The organism is Thauera sp. JM12B12 (genome assembly GCF_039614725.1).
Lineage (GTDB): Bacteria > Pseudomonadota > Gammaproteobacteria > Burkholderiales > Rhodocyclaceae > Thauera.
On record NZ_CP154859.1, the window covers coordinates 119,536 to 137,300 of the forward strand.

General features: G+C 70.7%; 14 protein-coding genes. 6 read left to right on the plus strand and 8 right to left on the minus strand.

The annotated features are described in order from the left end of the window. Positions 1 to 13: 13 nt before the first annotated feature. Together AAG895_RS00490 and AAG895_RS00495 are read right to left on the minus strand one after the other, a co-directional pair. Entirely contained in the window at positions 14 to 805 is a 792-nt protein-coding gene (locus AAG895_RS00490; RefSeq protein ID WP_345793612.1) for an enoyl-CoA hydratase-related protein, read from the minus strand. Positions 806 to 841: 36 nt separating this feature from the next. Beyond that, the gene (locus AAG895_RS00495; protein WP_345793613.1) at positions 842 to 1,360 is read right to left on the minus strand and encodes an LEA type 2 family protein; all 519 of its coding nucleotides are present in this window, start codon (positions 1,358 to 1,360) and stop codon (positions 842 to 844) included. Positions 1,361 to 1,609: 249 nt separating this feature from the next. Here AAG895_RS00495 and AAG895_RS00500 point away from each other — a divergent pair, with 249 nt between their 5' ends. After that, positions 1,610 to 4,165: an EAL domain-containing protein gene (locus AAG895_RS00500; RefSeq protein ID WP_345793614.1), complete on the plus strand. Its 2,556-nt coding sequence runs from the start codon at positions 1,610 to 1,612 to the stop codon at positions 4,163 to 4,165. 59 nt (positions 4,166 to 4,224) lie between these two features. On the opposite strand, the gene AAG895_RS00505 is transcribed toward AAG895_RS00500, so the two are convergent. Then, the gene (locus AAG895_RS00505) at positions 4,225 to 4,827 is read right to left on the minus strand and encodes a DUF924 family protein (protein ID WP_345793615.1); all 603 of its coding nucleotides are present in this window, start codon (positions 4,825 to 4,827) and stop codon (positions 4,225 to 4,227) included. Between the two features lie 84 nt (positions 4,828 to 4,911). Between AAG895_RS00505 and AAG895_RS00510 the strand changes: the two genes are divergently transcribed. After that, positions 4,912 to 6,705 (plus strand): ABC transporter transmembrane domain-containing protein, encoded by a 1,794-nt coding sequence (locus AAG895_RS00510; protein WP_345793616.1) that lies wholly within the window; start codon positions 4,912 to 4,914, stop codon positions 6,703 to 6,705. A gap of 85 nt (positions 6,706 to 6,790) precedes the next feature. Here the strand turns inward: AAG895_RS00510 and AAG895_RS00515 are convergent, their stop codons facing one another. From AAG895_RS00515 to leuA, 4 genes are all read right to left on the minus strand, one after another. Continuing rightward, positions 6,791 to 7,678, minus strand: coding sequence for a DNA ligase (locus AAG895_RS00515; protein ID WP_345793617.1), 888 nt, complete (start codon positions 7,676 to 7,678; stop codon positions 6,791 to 6,793). 82 nt (positions 7,679 to 7,760) lie between these two features. Beyond that, positions 7,761 to 9,569, minus strand: a complete 1,809-nt coding sequence (locus AAG895_RS00520) for a diguanylate cyclase (RefSeq protein WP_345793618.1) — start codon at positions 9,567 to 9,569, stop codon at positions 7,761 to 7,763. Positions 9,570 to 9,582: 13 nt separating this feature from the next. Further along, entirely contained in the window at positions 9,583 to 10,401 is an 819-nt protein-coding gene (locus AAG895_RS00525) for a DUF3025 domain-containing protein (protein ID WP_345793619.1), read from the minus strand. A 122-nt stretch (positions 10,402 to 10,523) separates the two neighbouring features. After that, positions 10,524 to 12,236: a 2-isopropylmalate synthase gene (leuA, locus tag AAG895_RS00530; RefSeq protein ID WP_345793620.1), complete on the minus strand. Its 1,713-nt coding sequence runs from the start codon at positions 12,234 to 12,236 to the stop codon at positions 10,524 to 10,526. Between the two features lie 170 nt (positions 12,237 to 12,406). Between leuA and AAG895_RS00535 the strand changes: the two genes are divergently transcribed. Then, positions 12,407 to 12,877, plus strand: a complete 471-nt coding sequence (locus tag AAG895_RS00535; protein ID WP_345793621.1) for an Lrp/AsnC family transcriptional regulator — start codon at positions 12,407 to 12,409, stop codon at positions 12,875 to 12,877. 154 nt (positions 12,878 to 13,031) lie between these two features. Continuing rightward, on the plus strand, positions 13,032 to 14,231 hold the full coding sequence (hmpA, locus tag AAG895_RS00540) for an NO-inducible flavohemoprotein (protein WP_345793622.1): 1,200 nt from the start codon (positions 13,032 to 13,034) through the stop codon (positions 14,229 to 14,231). Positions 14,232 to 14,725: 494 nt separating this feature from the next. Here hmpA and AAG895_RS00545 read toward each other — a convergent pair whose 3' ends face one another. Beyond that, a complete protein-coding gene (locus AAG895_RS00545; RefSeq protein WP_345793623.1) occupies positions 14,726 to 15,559 on the minus strand; it encodes an extracellular solute-binding protein in 834 nt (277 codons plus the stop codon). A 202-nt stretch (positions 15,560 to 15,761) separates the two neighbouring features. On the opposite strand from AAG895_RS00545, the gene AAG895_RS00550 reads away from it, so the two are divergent. Together AAG895_RS00550 and AAG895_RS00555 are read left to right on the plus strand one after the other, a co-directional pair. Continuing rightward, positions 15,762 to 16,907 carry a substrate-binding domain-containing protein gene (locus tag AAG895_RS00550; protein WP_345793624.1) on the plus strand — a complete coding sequence of 382 codons (1,146 nt, stop codon included), beginning with the start codon at positions 15,762 to 15,764 and terminating at the stop codon, positions 16,905 to 16,907. A 47-nt stretch (positions 16,908 to 16,954) separates the two neighbouring features. After that, positions 16,955 to 17,746 (plus strand): hypothetical protein, encoded by a 792-nt coding sequence (locus AAG895_RS00555; RefSeq protein WP_345793625.1) that lies wholly within the window; start codon positions 16,955 to 16,957, stop codon positions 17,744 to 17,746. The last annotated feature ends 19 nt before the right edge of the window (positions 17,747 to 17,765 follow it).

The window sequence follows — 17,765 nt, forward strand, 5'->3', positions numbered from 1 at the left end:
GGGTGTCCGGGGTTCAGGAGCGCGCGAGCATGCGGTTCACCGCCTCGAGGTGCTCGGGCTCGTTGTGGCACATGCCCTGGAAGGCGGCGCACAGGTCGAGGAAGTCCTTGAGCTCCATGCGCTGCGCCATCTTCATCAGGCGCTTGGTCAGGCGCAGCGCCTTCGGCGGCTGGGCGGCGAAGCGCGCGGCCAGCGCGTGCGCGCGCGCCAGCAGCTGCTCGGGCTCGACCACCTCGAGCGCGATGCCGAGCGTCCTCGCCTCCTCGGCGCCGACGATGCGCCCGGACAGCGTGAGCTCGAAGGCCTGCTGATAGCCGATCAGGCGCTGCATGAACCAGGCGCCGCCGTCGCCCGGGATGATGCCCAGATTCAGGAAGGTCTCGCCGAACTTGGCCTTCGTCGACGCGATGCGGATGTCGGCCATGTTGGCCAGATCGAAGCCGGCGCCGATCGCCGGGCCGTTGACCGCGGCGATGATCGGCACCTCCACCGCCTGCAGCGCCAGCGGGATGCGCTGGATGCCGCGGCGGTAGCGGGTGGCGACCTCGGCCACGTCGCCGGCGAAGTCGCCGCCGCGCGCTGCCATGTCCTTGACGTTGCCACCGGCGGAGAAGGCCGACCCCTCGCCGGTGATGACGAGGACCGAGACCTCGTCGCAGGCGTTGACCCATTCGGCCACATTGACGATGTCGTCGATCAGCGCGGTGCCGGTGAGCGCGTTGCGCACGTCGTCGCGCGCCAGGGTGAGGGTGGCAACGCGGTCTTCGAGTTGCAGGCGGGCGTCGTGGACGGTGGGCAGGGTCATCGTACGGTCTCCTTGATCGTGCGCTGTCGCGTACGTTCAGCGCGGGGTCTTGAGCGGTTCGGGCAGTTTCAGGGTACCCGAATCGGAGAAGCGCATGCCACCGAGCAGGCCGCCGGCGAGCCGCCCGCGCAGCGCGTAGGGCACCTCGGCCTTGCTGCCGTCCACGCCCTCGATCACGCCCAGCGCCTGGCGCACCACCGCGATCGCCGACACCGACACCGGGATCTCGATCAGCGTCTCGCCGAAGCGCGGCACGCTGCCCGTGCGGTCGCTGACGCCGCTGGCGAAGGGGCGGCCGTTGAGGTCGAGATCGAGCGCGAGGCCGTCGAAGTCGATCGCGGTCTCGTTGGGGTTCTGCACCCGCAGCTTGACCTTGAAGCGCATCTCCATGCCCTCGCCCGGGAGGGGCTCGAGGCCGACCACGTTGATGCGCACCGGCTCGCGCTGCACCAGGCTGGCGCAGCCGGCGAGGAGCAGGCTGGCGAGGAAGGCGGCCAGGAGCAGCGCGAGGCTGCGAGCATCGTGGAAACGCGGCAAGCGGACGAGATCGTGCATGGGCCTGGGCTCCGAAAAGGGGGCAGGCGCCGAGGGCGCCCCTTGCGGCATTCTAGCTGCCGCGAGGGCGTGCAGCGCCCAAGCGCGTGCGTCCACTGTCCTGCGCTGCCCGGGCTGCCCGTTCCGGGTTTATTGCGGGCGAGCGTGGCTTTTGCACGCGCCCGCCCGCGGCTATCCGACTAGCATCCGCGTCGACGCTCGCGATCGCATGTGCCGTCCACGCGAGGCGTCCTTGCCAGAGCCGAGGATATGCGCCTGACCGAACAGACTTCGCCGAGCTCGTCGCCGGCGCCCGCGGGAGGAACCGCGGGCGCCCACGATGCCCACGCACGGCTGTTCGCCGAGCGCCACCGCAACGAGGCCGCGCTGCGTGACAGCGAGGCCCGCTTCCGGCAGCTGTTCGAGAAGATCCCGAACATCTCGGTGCAGGGTTACGACGCGCAGCGACGGGTGATCTTCTGGAACCAGGCGAGCACCGAGCTCTATGGCTACACCGCCGAGGAGGTGCTCGGACGCCTGCTCGACGAGGTGCTGATTCCGCCCGAGCTGGGCATCGACGTCGAGGCGCTGCATCGCGACTGGATCGAGCACGGGATCGAGATTCCCCCGGGCGAGATCCTGCTCTGCCACAAGGACGGCCGCCGCATCCCGGTGTTCTCCAGCCACGTCATGCAGCGCAACGCCGACGGCCAGGCGGAGATGTACTGCGTCGACATCGACCTCAGCGCACACAAGCGTGCGCAGGCGGGCCTGAAGCTGGCGCAGACCGTGTTCTCCCACGCGCGCGAGGGCATCCTCGTGTCCGACGCCGAGGGCACCATCGTCGAGGTGAATGGCGCCCTGTGCGCGCTCAGCGGGTATGCGCGCGAGGACCTGCTCGGCCGTCCGGTTGCCATCCTGCGCTCGGGCCGCCACGGCGCCGAGTTCTATGCCGAGATGCAGGACAGCCTGCACACGCGCGGCCACTGGAGCGGCGAGGTGTGGAATCGCCGTCCCGACGGCGAGCACTACCCGGTGCTGCTCACGATCAGCGTGGTGCGCGACGATGCGGGCATGCCGGCGCAGTACGTCGCGCTCTATGCCGACATCGCGGCCCAGAAGGCCCACGAGGCCGAGCTCGAATTCCTCGCCAGCCATGACGCGCTCACCGGACTGCCCAACCGCGCGCTGCTCGGTGACCGTCTCGAGCAGGCGCTGGCGCAGGCGCGCCGGCGCGACGAGCGGGTGGCGGTGGCCTATCTCGACCTCGACGGCTTCAAGCAGGTCAATGACCGGCATGGCCACGAGCTCGGCGACCGCCTGCTGCAGCACCTCGCCGGCTGCATGCGCGCCTCCCTGCGCGAAGGCGACACCATCGCCCGTCTCGGCGGCGACGAGTTCGCCGCCGTGCTGGTGGACCTGGGCGAGCACAGCGCCTTCGTGCCCTTCGTCAATCGCCTGCTCGAGGTCATCTCGTGCCCGGTGAGCATCGACGGTATCCCCCTGGAGGTTTCGGCCAGCATCGGGGTGAGCATCTTCCCGCAGCCCGACGAGGTCGATGCCGACCAGCTCCTGCGCCAGGCCGACCTCGCCATGTACCAGGCCAAGCTGGCAGGCAAGAACCGCTTCAGCATCTTCGATACCGAACTCGATCGCAGCGTGCGCGGTCATCACGAGACGCTGGCGCGCGTGCGCCAGGCCATCGGGCGCGACGAGTTCGTGCTCTTCTACCAGCCCAAGGTGAACATGCGCAGCGGCGAGGTGATCGGCTTCGAGGCGCTGATCCGCTGGCAGCATCCGGAGCGCGGCCTGTTGCCGCCGGGCGCCTTCCTGCCCGACGTCGAGCAGAGCCCGCTGGTGGTGGAGCTCGGCGAATGGGTCATCGCCACCGCCCTCGCCCAGCATGAACGCTGGTGCGCACAGGGGCTGGACCTGCCCATCAGCGTCAACATTTCCGCCGATCACCTGCAGCGCCAGGACTTCGTCGAGCGCCTCGAGGTCCTGCTCGACCGTCACCCTGGCCTCGGTCCGGGGCGGCTCGAGCTCGAGGTGCTCGAAACGAGCGCGCTCGGCAACCTGGAGCACGTCGCCGCGGTGATCCGTGGCTGCCGGCGCCTCGGCGTACGCTTCGCGCTCGACGACTTCGGTACCGGCTACGCCTCGCTCGCTTACCTCAAGCACCTGCCCGCGAACGTGCTGAAGATCGACCAGACCTTCGTGCGCGACATGCTCGAGGATCCCGACGACCTCGCCATCCTCGAGGGCGTGATCGGGCTGGCCAAGGCCTTCCGCCGCGAGGTGGTGGCAGAGGGCGTGGAGACGCTGGTGCATGGTCTCCGCCTGCTCCAGCTCGGTTGCGAGACTGCGCAGGGCTACGGGATCGCGCGCCCGATGCCGGCCGGGGCAGTGCCCGACTGGGTGCGCGCCTGGCGCCCCGACCCGAGCTGGTCCGAGGCCTGCGAGCTGGACCGCAGCGGCGCGCTGCTGCTCTATGCGATGGCCGAGGTGTCGCTATGGTGCAAGGCGGTGCGCGCCTTCATCGCGGGCGAGGTGTCCGATCTGCCGGATGTCGACTTCGAGCACAGCGCGCTCGGGCGCTGGCTGGAGCAGACGCCGGAGGCAGAGCCGCTGCGCGTCGAGGTCGGGCGTGCGTGTACCCTGTTTGCCGCCTGCAGTCAGGTGCCGGTGTTGGACGCCGACGGGCGCCGCGCGCTTGCCGAGCGCGTCGATGGCTGCTGCGAGAGCCTGCGCGCAACGCTCGAGTCAGCGCTGTCCGCGCTCACCGCGCCCCGGTCTGAGGGCGGAGGGCAGCGGCCGCGTGGCTGACGGACGGTCGGCGACCTGCCGTCTCCGGCGCGTCGTCCGCGCTCGGCGGGCGCACGGCCTCAGAAGCCCGAGCCCGGCTGGCGCAGGAATTCGGCTTCCCCGGCGCGCGCCTCGCGGCCGAGTGCGGCGTTGCGGTGCGGGAAACGGCCAAAGCGCTCGATGATCTCCAGGTGGCGGCGGGCGTAGTCGAGGTAGCCGGTGAAGGCGGGCCGCAGCGTCGGTGACACGCTCGCGGCGAGGACATCGAACAGGCGCACCGCCTCGCGCTGGTCGGCGAGATCCTCCGAGTGCTCCAGCGGCAGGTAGAGGAACACGCGCTCGATCGGACGCAGGCCGCCATCCACGCCCAGGCGCAGCGCCTCCTTCGCCCAGCGCAGGGCGAGCACGTCGAAGGCGAAGGCGGCCGCCTGGCCGCGCCAGATGTTGCGCGGGAACTGGTCGGTCAGCAGGATCAGCGCCAGCCGTCCGCGCGCGGCACCCAGCCAGCCGTCGAGCTCGCCTGCCGCAGCCCGCCCGACCAGAGGCGCGAAGCGTTCGCGCATCGCGGCATCGACCGCGGCGCGTTTCTTCCACCACAGGGCGGACTGGCGGTCGATGATGGCGCCATCGTCCTCGTCGGCGGGACCGAACCAGAAGGCGTGAATCGTGTCGGGCGTCTCCATGCTGGGCTCCGTGCCGGATGGTGTGGGCTAAGCATAGCCCAGCGCGCGCCCCCGTCCGGGCGGGGATGGGGCAATAATCCTGCCATGTCCCGCGACACCGCCTCCTCGCCCGCGCCGCTGTCGACCCTGCGTGGCCTGCTGCCTTTCCTGCGTCCGTACCGCGCGCGGGTGGCCCTCGCCTTCGTGCTGCTGTGCCTGGGCTCGGCGGCGATCCTGGTGGTGCCGCTGGCCTTTCGCGACCTGATCGATGCGGGTTTCGGCGGCGCACCTGCAGGGGCGGACGGTGGAGGTCTGTTCGGCGCGCAGGGGCTGGACGGACGCTTCGTGGCGCTGTTCGGTCTCGCCGTGTTCTGGGCGGCGGCGGTTGCGGCGCGCTACTACACCGTGTCGTGGATCGGCGAGCGCGTGACCGCCGACCTGCGCAGCGCGGTGTATGCGCGCGTGCTGCGTCAGTCGCCGCAGTTCTTCGAGACCCTGCAGACGGGCGAGGTGCTGTCACGGCTCACCGGCGACACCACGCTCGTGCAGACCGTGGTGGGCAGCTCGATCTCGATGGGCCTGCGCAGCCTGTTCCAGTTCGCCGGCGGCATGGCGATGCTGGCGGTGACCAGCGCGCAGCTGTTCGGCCTCATCTTCGGGCTGATGGCGCTGCTTGCGCTGCCGATCACCTTAATCGGCCGGCGCGTGCGCAGCCTCTCGCGCGAGGCGCAGGATCGCATCGCCGACGCCTCGGCGCTCGCCGGCGAGATCCTCAACGCCATGCCCACGGTGCAGGCATTCGGGCAGGAGGGCAACGAGGCGGCGCGCTTCGCTGCGCGTGCCGAGACCGGCTTCGCCACCGCGGTGCGGCGCACCCGGGTGCGTGCGCTGCTCACCGCGCTGATCATCGCCGCGGTGATGGGCACGATCATCTTCGTGCTGTGGATCGGCGCGCGCCAGGTGCAGGCGGGCGCCCTGTCGGTGGGCGAGCTCGGCGCCTTCGTGATCTACGCCGCGCTGGTGGCGGGCGGTGCCGGCACGCTGGCCGAGGTTTGGGGCGACGTGATGCGCGCGAGCGGGGCCACCGGGCGCCTGCTCGAGCTGCTGCATGCCGAGCCGGCGATCCGGGATGCTGCGCCGGCCGCACCGGTCGCCGCTGCCGGCGCAGCGGCCATCGAACTCGAAGGCGTCGTGTTCTGCTACCCCGCGCGCCCCGCCGTGCGCGCGCTCGACGACGTCTCGCTGCGCATCGCCCCGGGGGAGAAGGTGGCGCTGGTGGGGCCTTCCGGTGCCGGCAAGACCACGCTGTACCAGCTCCTGCTGCGCTACTACGAGGCGGACGCGGGCAGCATCCTCATCGCCGGCCGCGACATCCGCGCGCTGCCGCTGCGGGCGCTGCGCGCCGGGATCGCGATCGTGCCGCAAGATCCGGTGATCTTCTCCGCCAGTGCGCTCGACAACATCCGCTACGGCCGGCCCGACGCCAGCGACGCGGACGTGATCGCCGCCGCCCGCGCCGCGGCTGCCGACGAGTTCGTCGCCCGCCTGCCCGAGGGCTACGCGACCTTTCTCGGCGAGCGCGGCACCCGGCTCTCGGGCGGCCAGCGCCAGCGCATCGCGATCGCGCGCGCGATCCTCAAGGGCGCGCCGATCCTGCTGCTCGACGAAGCCACCAGCGCGCTCGACGCCGAATCCGAGATCCTGGTGCAGCAAGGCCTGGCGGCGGCGATGCAGGGGCGCACCACGCTGATCATCGCCCACCGCCTGGCGACCGTGCAGAAGGTGGACCGGATCGTGGTGATGGACGGCGGGCGCATCGTCGAGATCGGCACGCCGGCCGACCTGCGCCGCCAGGGCGGGCTTTACGCGCGGCTGGCGGCGCTGCAGCTGGAGGGATGAGGGGGAATGGCGCCGGCAGCGCATGCGCAGGCCAGCATCGCGTGCCCTGCCGTGGTCCGCATCGGCGGCTGCGGCGATGGTCGGCTCAGGGCAGGACGCGTTCGCGCAGATAGCGCGGGAAGCGCGGCTGGCCCGCTGGGGTGAGCTCGCGGTAGCGGTAGGTGAGGCGCGTGCCAAGCGCTGGCGGCGTGGCGCGGAGCGCGTCGGTGAGGCCGCTGCCGATGCGAAAGCGGCGGCCATCATCCGCCTCCACCAGCAGGGCGCCGACCTTCCCCTGCAGCCGGCCCTTGCCGGGGATGTAGCCGATGACGCGCGCCTCGGCGTCGAGCCAGGGAGTGAGCTTGCGCAAGGCCGCGCTGCGGCCGGGCTGCCAGTGGGCGTCGGCGCGGTGCAGCATCAGCCCCTCGCCGCCGCCGGCCACGGTCTGCTCGAGCAGACGCTGCAAGGCCGCGCGGTCGGCCACCCGGCCTTGTGGTATCAGCTGCAGCCAGGGCACGGCGGCAGTGGCGACGGTCGCGCGCAGCAGCTGCAGGCGGGTGCTGAAATCACCCTCGCCGCCCGGCAGGTCGAAAAGCATGTAACGCACCTGGCGCCATGCCGGATCCTCCGGGTCCTGACGGCGGATGAGGCCGGAGAGCGCGTCGAAGCGGCCGCGGTCGATCCAGAGCTCGCCGTCCAGCGGCATCGCCGGGAGCGCGGCGATGAACCACGCTGGGGCGACGATCTCGCGCCCGCTGCGAAAGCTCAGCCGTTGCCCGTCCCATAGCGCGCGTACGCCGTCGAGCTTCTCGCTGACCCAGTAGGCGGCGGGGTCGAGTGCGCCATCGTCGCGCACGGCAAGCATCGCCGGCGGCACGACGGCATCGGCAGGGGCCTGCGCAAGCCCCGCACTCGGCAGCAGGCAGGCGGCGATCGCCAGGGCGCGCAGGGCTGGCCCGATGCGGGGTCGGAGCGGTGGCTTGGCGGGGCGCATGGCAGGGTCCTGAGCAATGACAAAGGCATTGTAGGGGGCGGCGCCACGGACGGCCAGCGCGGCATGCCGGGCCCGGGGGCGATCAGGGCTGCTGCTGCGTGGCCTGCTTCTCCCGGTACATCGCGCCGTCGGCATGCTGCATCAAGGCCGCCGGGCTGTCGCCATCGCGCGGGAAGAGCGCGACACCGATGCTGCCCGAGATCATGATGCGGCGGCCGCGAAGGTCGAAGGGGCTGGCGAGGGCAGCGCGCAGCTTGTGGGCGACCTTGTCGGCGTCTTCGGCGGCTGCGATCGTCGGCAGCAGCACGACGAACTCGTCGCCGCCGATCCGCGCCGCAGTGTCGGAGTCGCGCACCAGGTCCTGCAGGCGCAGGGCGACCGCCTGCAGGAGGGCGTCGCCGACGTCGTGGCCATGGCGGTCGTTGACGGGCTTGAAGCCGTCCAGATCGATGAACAGCACCGCCAGCATCTGCCCACTGCGCTGCGCGCCGGTGAGCGCGCGCTCGAGGCGGTCGAACAGCAGGGCGCGGTTGGGCAGGCCGGTGAGCGCGTCGTGCTGGGCGAGATGCTTGATCCGCTCCTCGGCCTCCTTGCGCGCGGTGATGTCATTGACGATGTTCAGCGTCGCCGGGCGTCCGTTCCAGCGGATCGGCACGCCACTAGTCTCCGCCCACAGCAGGCGACCCGACTTGTGCAGGAGTCGCAGCGGATAACGCTGCTCGGCCACTTCGCCGGCAATGCGTCGGTCGTGGTTCTCGCGGGCGCGGCGCTGGTCCTCCGGGTGGATGAGTCCGCTGATGGCGTCCACGTTCTCCAGTTCATGCGCGCTGAGGCCGACGAGTTCGAAGAAGGCCGGGTTGCAATACACCACCCGCTCGTCCTGGACGACGAGGATGCTCTCGTGCGCCATCTCGACGAGCGAGCGGTAGCGCTCCTCGCTCTCCTTGAGCGCCTGCTCCGCGCGCTGGCGTGCCGCGATGTCATCCTCGAGCTGTCGGCCGAGCGCGGCCAGACGCCGGTTCACGCCGCGGAGATGGCGGATCCACAGGTAGGCGGGCACCAGCAGCAGCAGGAAGCCGGCGCTGATTCGGGCGATGAGGATGCGGTCCGGGGCGCTCGCCACCTCGATGGCGACGTGGCGATTGACGATCTCGTCCACCTCCTCCGGCGTCAATGAGGCGATCGCGCGATCGAGGGCGGCAAGCAGCTCGGGTCGCTGGCCGACGATGCCGATGCGCATGCGGTTGCCGTACGCCGGGACCTCGCCGGCGATCCTGAGGTTGAACCAGCCCTCGGTCTTGATCGTATGCGCGGCGACGGTGAGCGCGCGCAGGGTGAGGTCGGCCTCGCGCCGCTCGACCATGGCGAAGGCTTCGGCTTCCGAGCCCACCGGCAGGATGCGCAGGGCGGGAAAGTCGCGTCCGACCTGCTCGATGATCGAGGTGGCCGTCGGCAGCGCGATCGCGGTCTTCGGTGGCAGGGCGGCGAGGCCGACGATGTCGGGGTGTTCGGCGCGGGTGATGATGACGTTGCGGTCGAAGAAGTACGGGCGGGTGAAGCTCAGCCAGCTCGCCCGCTCGGGTGTCGTGTTGAGGAAGGACAGGGCGTCGCACCTGCCGGTGCGGGCCAGGGACAGGCTCTCGTCCCAGCTGCCGCTCGGCACGATGTCCAGGTGCAGGCCGGCGCGCTCGGCGATCAGCCGCGTGAGGTCGGCCGCGATGCCGCGATGGCGGCCCTGCTCGTCCAGCCACTCGTAAGGCGCCCAGTCGGGATCGACGCACAGGCGCACGCTTGCGTTCCCGTCCGCCGCTGCCGCGGCCGGATGCGGCGGGGCGCCGGCGGCGGGCGTGAGGGCGACCATAAGCGCCAGCGCCAGGAGCAGGCCTGCCACGCGCGGCCGGGCATCAGGCTGCGTGCTCGCGCCTGGGGCGGAATTGGCGCGTGTCGAGGTAGTAGTCTGCGGACTCGCTGTCGGGGACGACACCGGGAATCCCCAGCAGGGGAAGGGGCGAGAAGTCACGGGGCGTGAGGTGCTCGATTCGCGCGCGCAGCTGTGATGCCAGCCAGGCATCGGTGTCGGACAGGCGGGTGCGTTCGTCCAGATTGTGCCACTCGTCCGAAACCACCCGGTAGAGCGCTTTTGCACACAATCCGAAAAAGGGCGCGCGCAGCTGATCCCAGCTGCCGTGGCCGAAGACGAGGAAGCGCGTGGTCTGCAGCAGGCGGCTGCGCTCCAGCCAGAACGCGTCATGCCAGGCGTGGGCCGCCAGCAGTCCGGCGATCGCGGCGTCGCTGCTCACGACGACGATGCCGCACTCGTCGAACTGGGTCAGCGCATCGCGCCGTCGTCCGCGCCCGGCCAGGCCAGCCGCCGTGCGCGCGCGCAGCTCGTCCAGGTGCAGGCGGTTGCAGGCGGCCTTGCTTTGCGGCCACGCGCACCAGGCGAGCGCGTTGAAGAAATCGTGCCAGTTGCCGCTGCGGGTGGGCACCTCGCCGCGGTTGAAGATCTGCGCCTCGTAGCCGGCGGGATCATCCGCGGGCGGCACGAATCGGATCGGCGCCCCGCCGCCGCTGCGCGCCTCGTCGGCGGTCTCGGTGAGCAGGGCGTCGAGCGCCGCGTGGGCGGGGACCCCGGGCGCGGTGAAGCGGGCGAGCCAGGGCGCGATCGGCTCGAACAGCGGGCGGCGGGCAAAGGCGGCCGGAACGTCGTCGACGGTATCCATCTGCGGAATTCTGCCTGTCCGACGGGCCTTGCGGGGCGCGTCGACGGTCGAGTGCTCGCCCCGCCCGCCACCCCGGTTTCCCGGCCGGATCGGCCGCGCGCCCTGGCTGGGTACGCCCGCTCTCAGGCCGCGCGTACCGCCGGTGCCGAATCGAGCGCCGGCTGCAGGCGATTGACGCCGCTGACGATGGCGCGGATCGAGGCGGTGACGATGTTGCCGTCGACACCCACGCCGTAGCGGTCGCCGCCCTGACCGCCCGCTTCGGTGAGCTCGAGGAAGGCGCAGGCCTGGGCGTTGCCACCGTCCTCGCTCGGCGCGATCGAGCGCTCCTCGAAGCTGCGCACCTGGACGTCGATGCCGGCGCCGCGCAAGGCGTGGATGGCGGCGTCGATCGGGCCGTTGCCCTCGCCGACGAGCAGGTGGCGGGTGCCACCGATCTCGACCACGAGGCGGATGCCCTGCGCCGCACCGTGCTCGAAGAGGTGGTGCTCGACGTAGCGCACCGGCTCGACGGTGTCGAGGTAGGTGCTGCGGAAGAGGTCCCAGATCGCTGCCGCCGACATCTCGCCGCCGGTGGCGTCGGTGACCTGCTGCACCTCGCGCGAGAACTCCACCTGCAGGCGGCGCGGCATCACGATGCCGTACTCGGTCTCGAGCAGGTAGGCGATGCCGCCCTTGCCGGACTGGCTGTTGACCCGGATCACCGAGTCGTAGCTGCGGCCGACGTCGGCGGGGTCGATCGGGAGGTAGGGTACGTTCCACGGCGCGCCAGCCTTTTGAGCGGCGAATCCCTTCTTGATGGCGTCCTGGTGGGAGCCGGAGAAGGCCGTGAACACGAGATCCCCCACATAGGGGTGGCGTGGGTGGATGGGCAGCTGGTTGCAGTACTCGACGGTGCGCGCGACGGCGTTGATGTCGGAGAAGTCGAGCCCGGGGGACACGCCCTGGGTGTACATGTTCAAGGCGAGGGTGACGATGTCGACGTTGCCGGTGCGTTCGCCGTTGCCGAACAGGCAGCCCTCGACGCGGTCGGCGCCGGCCATCAGGCCGAGCTCGGCGGCGGCCACGCCGCTGCCGCGGTCGTTGTGCGGGTGGAGCGAGAGCACCACGCTGTCGCGGCGGGCGAGATGGCGGTGCATCCACTCGACCTGGTCGGCATAGACGTTGGGCGTCGACACCTCGACCGTGGCCGGGAGGTTGAGGATGACCTTGTCGTTGGGCGTCGCGCCCCATTCGGCGGTGACGGCGTCGCAGACTTCCCTGGCGAAGTCGAGCTCGGTGGCGGAGAAGGTCTCCGGGCTGTATTCGAGGCGGATCTCGGTGCCGCACTCGGCCTTCATCTGCGCGCCGATCTGCTTGATCAGGCGCACGGCCGACACCGCGAGCGCGACCACCTGCGGCTTTTCCATGCCGAACACCACTTCGCGGAAGGTCGGCGAGGTGGCGTTATAGACGTGGATGATCGCCCGCGGCGCGCCGCGCACCGACTCCATGGTGCGGCGAATGAGGTCCTCGCGCGCCTGGGTGAGCACCTGGATGGTGACGTCCTGCGGGATGTGGCCGCCCTCGATGAGCTGGCGCACGAAGTCGAAGTCGGTCTGCGAGGCGGACGGGAAGCCGACCTCGATCTCCTTGAAGCCGATCTCGCACACGGTGCGGAACATGCGCATCTTGCGCTCGACGTTCATCGGCTCGAACAGCGCCTGGTTGCCGTCGCGCAGGTCGGTGCTCATCCAGATCGGTGCGCGGTCGATGAGCTTGTTCGGCCACTGGCGGTCGGCGAGCGCGATCGGAGCGAAGGGGCGGTACTTGGCGGCGGGGTTGGGCAACATCATGGCGCGGTCCTCGTGGGCATGGCGTGATTCGATGGACGAAAGTTTACGCCGGAGGTAGCGACAGACGATTGCGTTATTGTGGTGAAGGCGGGCGAATTACGGCATAAAAGTTCACTTATCAATTCAGTAATGCAATGATCTGCCGATCATGCATCCAAGGGAGCCCGATCATGCAGCTCGACCGCTACGACCGCCAGATCCTGGAGCTGCTCCAGCAGGACGGCCGCATCAGCAACCAGGACCTCGCCGACCGCATCGCGCTGTCGCCCTCGTCCTGCCTGCGCCGGCTGCGCGCGCTGGAGGAGTCCGGCCTCGTCCGCGGCTACCGCGCGCTGCTCGACGCGAGGAAGCTCGGGCTGTCGCTGATGGCGCTGATCCACATCTCGATGGACCGCCATACGCCCGAGCGCTTCACCCACTTCGAGGCCCAGGTGGGTGCCATTCCTGAGGTGCTCGAATGCCTGCTGATCACCGGCCAGGACGCCGACTATCAGCTGAAGGTGGTGGTGGCCGACATGGACGCCTACCAGGAGTTGCTGCTCAACCGCATCACCCGCATCCCGGGCGTGACCGGGGTGCACTCGAGCTTCGTGCTGCGGCGGGTGATCGACAAGACCGCGCTGCCGTTGCCCGGCGCCTGAGGCGGGTTGTGCAGAAACTGGATATATGTCACGTTGTGAGTGGATAGCCCGCGCCGGCGTCGATGCCCATGATCCGGGGGCTGCGTGGCCCCGAGCCGCGCGTGTGCCAACCCGACACGAAGTCCGCCGCCTGCGGACGCTTCAAGGAGACGACATGGACGCCCGCGTTCGCGAACTGGTCAAGGCCACCATCCCGGTGCTCAAGGAGCACGGCGTGGCGCTGACCACCTACTTCTACCAGCGCCTGTTCCGCCACAACCCGGAGCTGAAGAACATCTTCAACCAGTCGCACAACGAGACCGGCAAGCAGCCGGTGGCGCTGGCGATGGCGGTGCTGGCCTACGCCGAGAACATCGACGATCCCTCGGTGCTGGCGCCGGTGATCACGCTGATCGCCAACAAGCACGCCAGCGTGGGCATCCGCGCCGAGCACTACCCGATCGTCGGCAAGCACCTGCTGGCCTCGATCCGCGAGGTGCTGGGCGATGCCGCCAGCGACGAGCTGGTCAACGCCTGGGGCGTGGCCTATGGCGCGCTCGCCGACGTCTTCATCGAGGCCGAGTCCAGGCTGTACGACGAGGCCTGCAACGCCGAGGGCGGCTGGAGCGGCTGGCGCAGCTTCCGCATCATCGACAAGGTGCGCGAGAGCGAGGAGATCACGTCCTTTCACCTCGTGCCCTGCGACGGCGGCCCGCTGCCCGCCTACAACGCCGGCCAGTACACCACCGCACGCGTGTTCGTGCCCGAGCTGGGGGTGATGCAGCTGCGCCAGTACACCTTGTCGATCGCGCCGGGGGCGATGCATTTCCGCATCTCGGTGAAGCGCGAGCCGGCGAGCGTGACCGCACCGGCCGGCCGGGTGTCGAACCGCCTGCACGACTTCTACAAGGTGGGCGACATGCTGGAGTTGGCGCCGCCCTTCGGCGAGTTCTTCCTCGACGAGACGCACGACGGCCCGGTGGTGCTGATCAGCGGCGGCGTGGGCATCACGCCGATGGTGGCGATGCTCGATCGCCTGGTGGCGGCGGCGCCGTCGCGGCCGGTGCAGTTCGTGCATGCCTGCCGCAGTGCAGCCGTGTTCGCCTTCGGTGCGCATCTGGTGAAGGTTGCGGAGCGCCATCCGCAGGTGAAGCTGCATCTGTTCCACGACGAAGGACCGGTTGCGGCGCCGGTGCAGTCGGGGCGGGTCGATCTGCGCGCGCTCGCGGGCCAGGTGCTGGCCGAGGGGGCCGATTACTACCTGTGCGGGCCGGTCGGCTTCCTGGAGGCGCAGATCGCGACGCTGCATGAACTGGGTGTGGAGTCGGCGCGCATCCATGCGGAGGTGTTCGACACGGGCGGCATCGCGACCTGAGGCGGGGGCCGGGTGAGGCAGCCCGCCTGGCTTCGATCGGGCTCCGATCCGGTTAAGACCCGGCGGCTGATGCGGCGTCGATTAGGCGTCGATACGGCCACGATCTGGCTTTAGTGCGGCTCTGATTCGGCCGCGGGGCCGGGGCGGCGCTCGCCGCCTGCACTCGCGGCCCTTCGCTTCGCTGCGGGCTGCCCTCGGCGGAAGACGGCGCGGGGGCGGCGACGCAAACTCGGCGCTGCGCGCCTCGGACATGCGTCGCCTTGTTTCCCCCGCGACGCCCTCCGCCTCGGCGCTCCTGAAGTTGGCGAGCACCGCCCCGGCCCCGCGGCCTCGCGCTTGCGTGAGTTTGATGACCTCTTGCGTCTGTGTGCGCGATGACGACCGTAGCCTTGCAGCTGCGTGGGTTCGATCGCAAGGAAGAATCGACGGCGCGGGCAAGCCTTCTGTGGGAGCGGGCTTGCCCGCGAATCGGGGATTGAAGGGCGCAGCCTGGCTTACTGCCCGGCGTTCGGGAAGAAGAGTTGCTCGCCCTCGATCTTGTACGCGGCGATCGCGTCCTGCCCGGCGGGCGACACCACCCACTCGACGAACTTCCTCGCCTCCGCCGTCTTCACGTGCGGGTGGCGTTCCGGATTGACCACCATCACGCCGTACTGGTTGAACAAGCGCTTGTCGCCCTCGACCAGCACCGCCAGGTCGGCGCGGTTCTTGAAGCTGAGCCAGGTGCCGCGGTCGGCGAGCACGTAGGCGCCGCTCGAGGCTGCCATGTTCAGCGCCGGGCCCATGCCGCAGCCGCATTCCTTGTAGCCGGTACCCTTGTTCTCCACCCCGGCGGCCTTCCAGTAGCGCAGCTCGGCGGCGTGGGTGCCGCTCTTGTCGCCGCGCGAAACGAAGTTGCCGTTGGCGGCGGCGAGCTTCTGCAGCGCCGCGGTGATGTCCTTGCCCTTGGTGCCGGCGGGGTCGTCCTTCGGGCCGACCAGCACGAAGTCGTTGTACATAACCTTGCGGTGCTCGATGCCGTGGCCCTCGTCGACGAATTTCCGTTCGGCGGCGGCGTCATGGACGAACACGACGTCGGCGTCGCCGCGGCGGCCGACATCGAGCGCCTGGCCGGTGCCGAGCGCGACCACCTTCACGTCGATGCCGCTCGCCTGCCTGAACTGCGGCAGGATGTGGCCGAAGAGGCCGGACTGCTCGGTGGAGGTGGTCGAGGCGACGACGATCGACGGCGCCTGCGCCTGGGCCGTCAGCGGCAGCACGGCGAGGAGGGTGGCGGTGGCAAGGCCGGCGAGGTGCTTGCGGGCAAGCGTATGGATCTGGGGCAGCATCGTGGGGCTCCTCGGCTTCTGCGGGGTGGTGTGCAGCCTGCGAAGGACCGCGCCTGCACCTTCGGGGCCGCGATGGCATCCAGGGGGCAGTCGCTTGTCCTGCGCGACGCGCGAATCCGTGCCATCGGGCGTGACGATTGCCGCCCGCGGTCGGATTGGCGCAATCTATTGACCCTGCCAGACCCGATCAATATGAACAGCGATGCATAGGATCAGCCTTCACTACACCCTGGGCACGGCCGCGGCGCCCGCGCTGGTCCGCAACCCGCTGCTCGACCTGCTGCAGGCGGTGGCCGACTGCGGCTCGATCTCGGCGGCGGCGCGCGCGCTCGAGCTGTCCTACCGCCACGTGTGGGGCGAGCTCAAGCGCTGGGAGGGCGCGCTCGGCCAGCCGCTGATCCTGTGGGAGAAGGGCCAGGCGGCCCGTCTGTCGGAATTCGGCGCCAAGCTGCTGCTCGCCGAGCGTCAGGTGCAGGCCCGGCTGCTGCCGCAGATCGAGGCGCTGCGCGCCGACCTCGAGCGCGCGTTCGCGATCGCCTTCGACGAGTCGGTGCATGTGCTGTCCTTCCATGCCAGCCACGACGAGGGGCTCGCCGCGCTCGGCGACGCTGCGCGCGGCGGCGGGCTGCACCTCGACGTGCGCTTCACCGGCAGCGTGGACGCGATCCGCGCGCTCAACGAGGGCCGGTGCACGATGGCCGGCTTCCACGTACGCCTGCCGGCCACGCCCGGCGCGCGCGGGGCGTCCTCGCACGCGCAGCGCACCTACAAGCCGCTGCTGCGCCCCGGCCTGCACAAGCTGATCGGCTTCGCCCACCGCAGCCAGGGCCTGATCGTGGCGCGCGGCAACCCGCTGGGGCTGCGCGGGCTGATGGATCTCGCCCGACCGGGCGTGCGCTTCGTCAATCGCGCGCGCGGCACCGGCACCCGGGTGGTGGTGGACGAGCTGCTCGGCGAGCTTGGCCTCGCGCCGTCGGCGATCCGCGGCTACGACACCGACGAACCCTCGCATGCCGCGGTCGCCCACGCGGTGGCGAGCGGCCAGGCCGACGCCGGCTTCGGCCTCGAGGCCAGCGCGCGCAGCCGCGGGCTGGACTTCGTGCCGCTGGTGGAGGAGGCCTACTTCCTCGCCTGCCTCAAGACCACGCTCGACCAGCCCGCTACCCGCGCCCTGCTCGCGCTCTTGCGCACGGCCGACTGGCAGCAGCGCCTGGCGCAGCTCCCGGGCTACGCGCCGATGCAGAGCGGCGAGGTGCTGTCGATGAGCCGGGTGCTGCCGTGGTGGAGGTTCGGGGGGCGTCGCGATGCCGTCGAAGCCCGCTTCGATCGCAGTGCGCGGTCTCGCTAGAATCCGGCTTGAAGGGCCGCCACCGGCCCGAACGGGAAACGCGGACGATGCTCAAGCGCAGACATGACCGCGGGCGCGCGCGGGCCCGCGGTCAGGACGTCGCAGAACTTGGCGCCCTCCTGCTGCTCGCGGCGCTGTTCGTCGCCCTCGCCGTGCTCGCCCCGATCGCCCAGCCGCAGCAATACCACCGCCTGGCCGACATGCGCGCGCTGGCAGTGGGCGGCTTCGTGCTGCCCAACGCCGCGGACGTCCTCACCAGCCTGCCATTCACCCTGGTCGGCGGCGTCGGCTTGCTGCTGTGCCGCGGCGCTTCGCCGGCGCAGCGCACCGCGCTCGCGACCTTCTTCGCCGGCCTGGTGCTCACCGGCGCCGGCAGCGCGTGGTACCACCTCGCCCCGACCGACGCCTCGCTGATGTGGGACCGCCTGCCGATGACCGTGGCCTTCGCCGGTGCCGTCGGCGCAGTCGCCACCGAACGTCTCGGCGCAGCGTCGGGCGGGCGCTGGCTCGCCGGCTGGCTGTTGCTCGGCCTGGCCTCGATCGCGGTGTGGCGGTTCGCGGGCGATCTGCGGCTCTACGGCCTCGCCCAGTACGGCGGCTTTGCCCTGCTGCTGCTGTGGACGCGCCTGCCTGCCGCCAGCGATGCGCTGCGCCTGCCGTGGGGCGTGCTGCTCGCCGCGTATGCGGTGGCGAAGGGCTTCGAGGTGTTCGACCGCGAGCTGTGGGTGTGGACGGACGGGCTGGTTGCCGGGCACGCGATGAAGCATGTCGTGACCGCGCTGGGGGTGGTGCCGTTGCTGTGGGCCTTGCGCAAGCCCGTTCGGGCTTCTGCACACTGATCAGACCACGACCGGTACC

Bases quoted from the DNA above. Each gene is read 5' to 3' on its own strand.
- leuA (WP_345793620.1), bottom strand. From the start codon at position 12,236: ATGATGTTGCCCAACCCCGCCGCCAAGTACCGCCCCTTCGCTCCGATC.
- AAG895_RS00510 (WP_345793616.1), top strand. From the start codon at position 4,912: ATGTCCCGCGACACCGCCTCCTCGCCCGCGCCGCTGTCGACCCTGCGT.
- AAG895_RS00495 (WP_345793613.1), bottom strand. From the start codon at position 1,360: ATGCACGATCTCGTCCGCTTGCCGCGTTTCCACGATGCTCGCAGCCTC.
- AAG895_RS00500 (WP_345793614.1), top strand. From the start codon at position 1,610: ATGCGCCTGACCGAACAGACTTCGCCGAGCTCGTCGCCGGCGCCCGCG.
- AAG895_RS00515 (WP_345793617.1), bottom strand. From the start codon at position 7,678: ATGCGCCCCGCCAAGCCACCGCTCCGACCCCGCATCGGGCCAGCCCTG.
- AAG895_RS00535 (WP_345793621.1), top strand. From the start codon at position 12,407: ATGCAGCTCGACCGCTACGACCGCCAGATCCTGGAGCTGCTCCAGCAG.
- AAG895_RS00550 (WP_345793624.1), top strand. From the start codon at position 15,762: ATGCATAGGATCAGCCTTCACTACACCCTGGGCACGGCCGCGGCGCCC.
- AAG895_RS00525 (WP_345793619.1), bottom strand. From the start codon at position 10,401: ATGGATACCGTCGACGACGTTCCGGCCGCCTTTGCCCGCCGCCCGCTG.
- AAG895_RS00545 (WP_345793623.1), bottom strand. From the start codon at position 15,559: ATGCTGCCCCAGATCCATACGCTTGCCCGCAAGCACCTCGCCGGCCTT.
- AAG895_RS00555 (WP_345793625.1), top strand. From the start codon at position 16,955: ATGCTCAAGCGCAGACATGACCGCGGGCGCGCGCGGGCCCGCGGTCAG.
- hmpA (WP_345793622.1), top strand. From the start codon at position 13,032: ATGGACGCCCGCGTTCGCGAACTGGTCAAGGCCACCATCCCGGTGCTC.
- AAG895_RS00490 (WP_345793612.1), bottom strand. From the start codon at position 805: ATGACCCTGCCCACCGTCCACGACGCCCGCCTGCAACTCGAAGACCGC.
- AAG895_RS00505 (WP_345793615.1), bottom strand. From the start codon at position 4,827: ATGGAGACGCCCGACACGATTCACGCCTTCTGGTTCGGTCCCGCCGAC.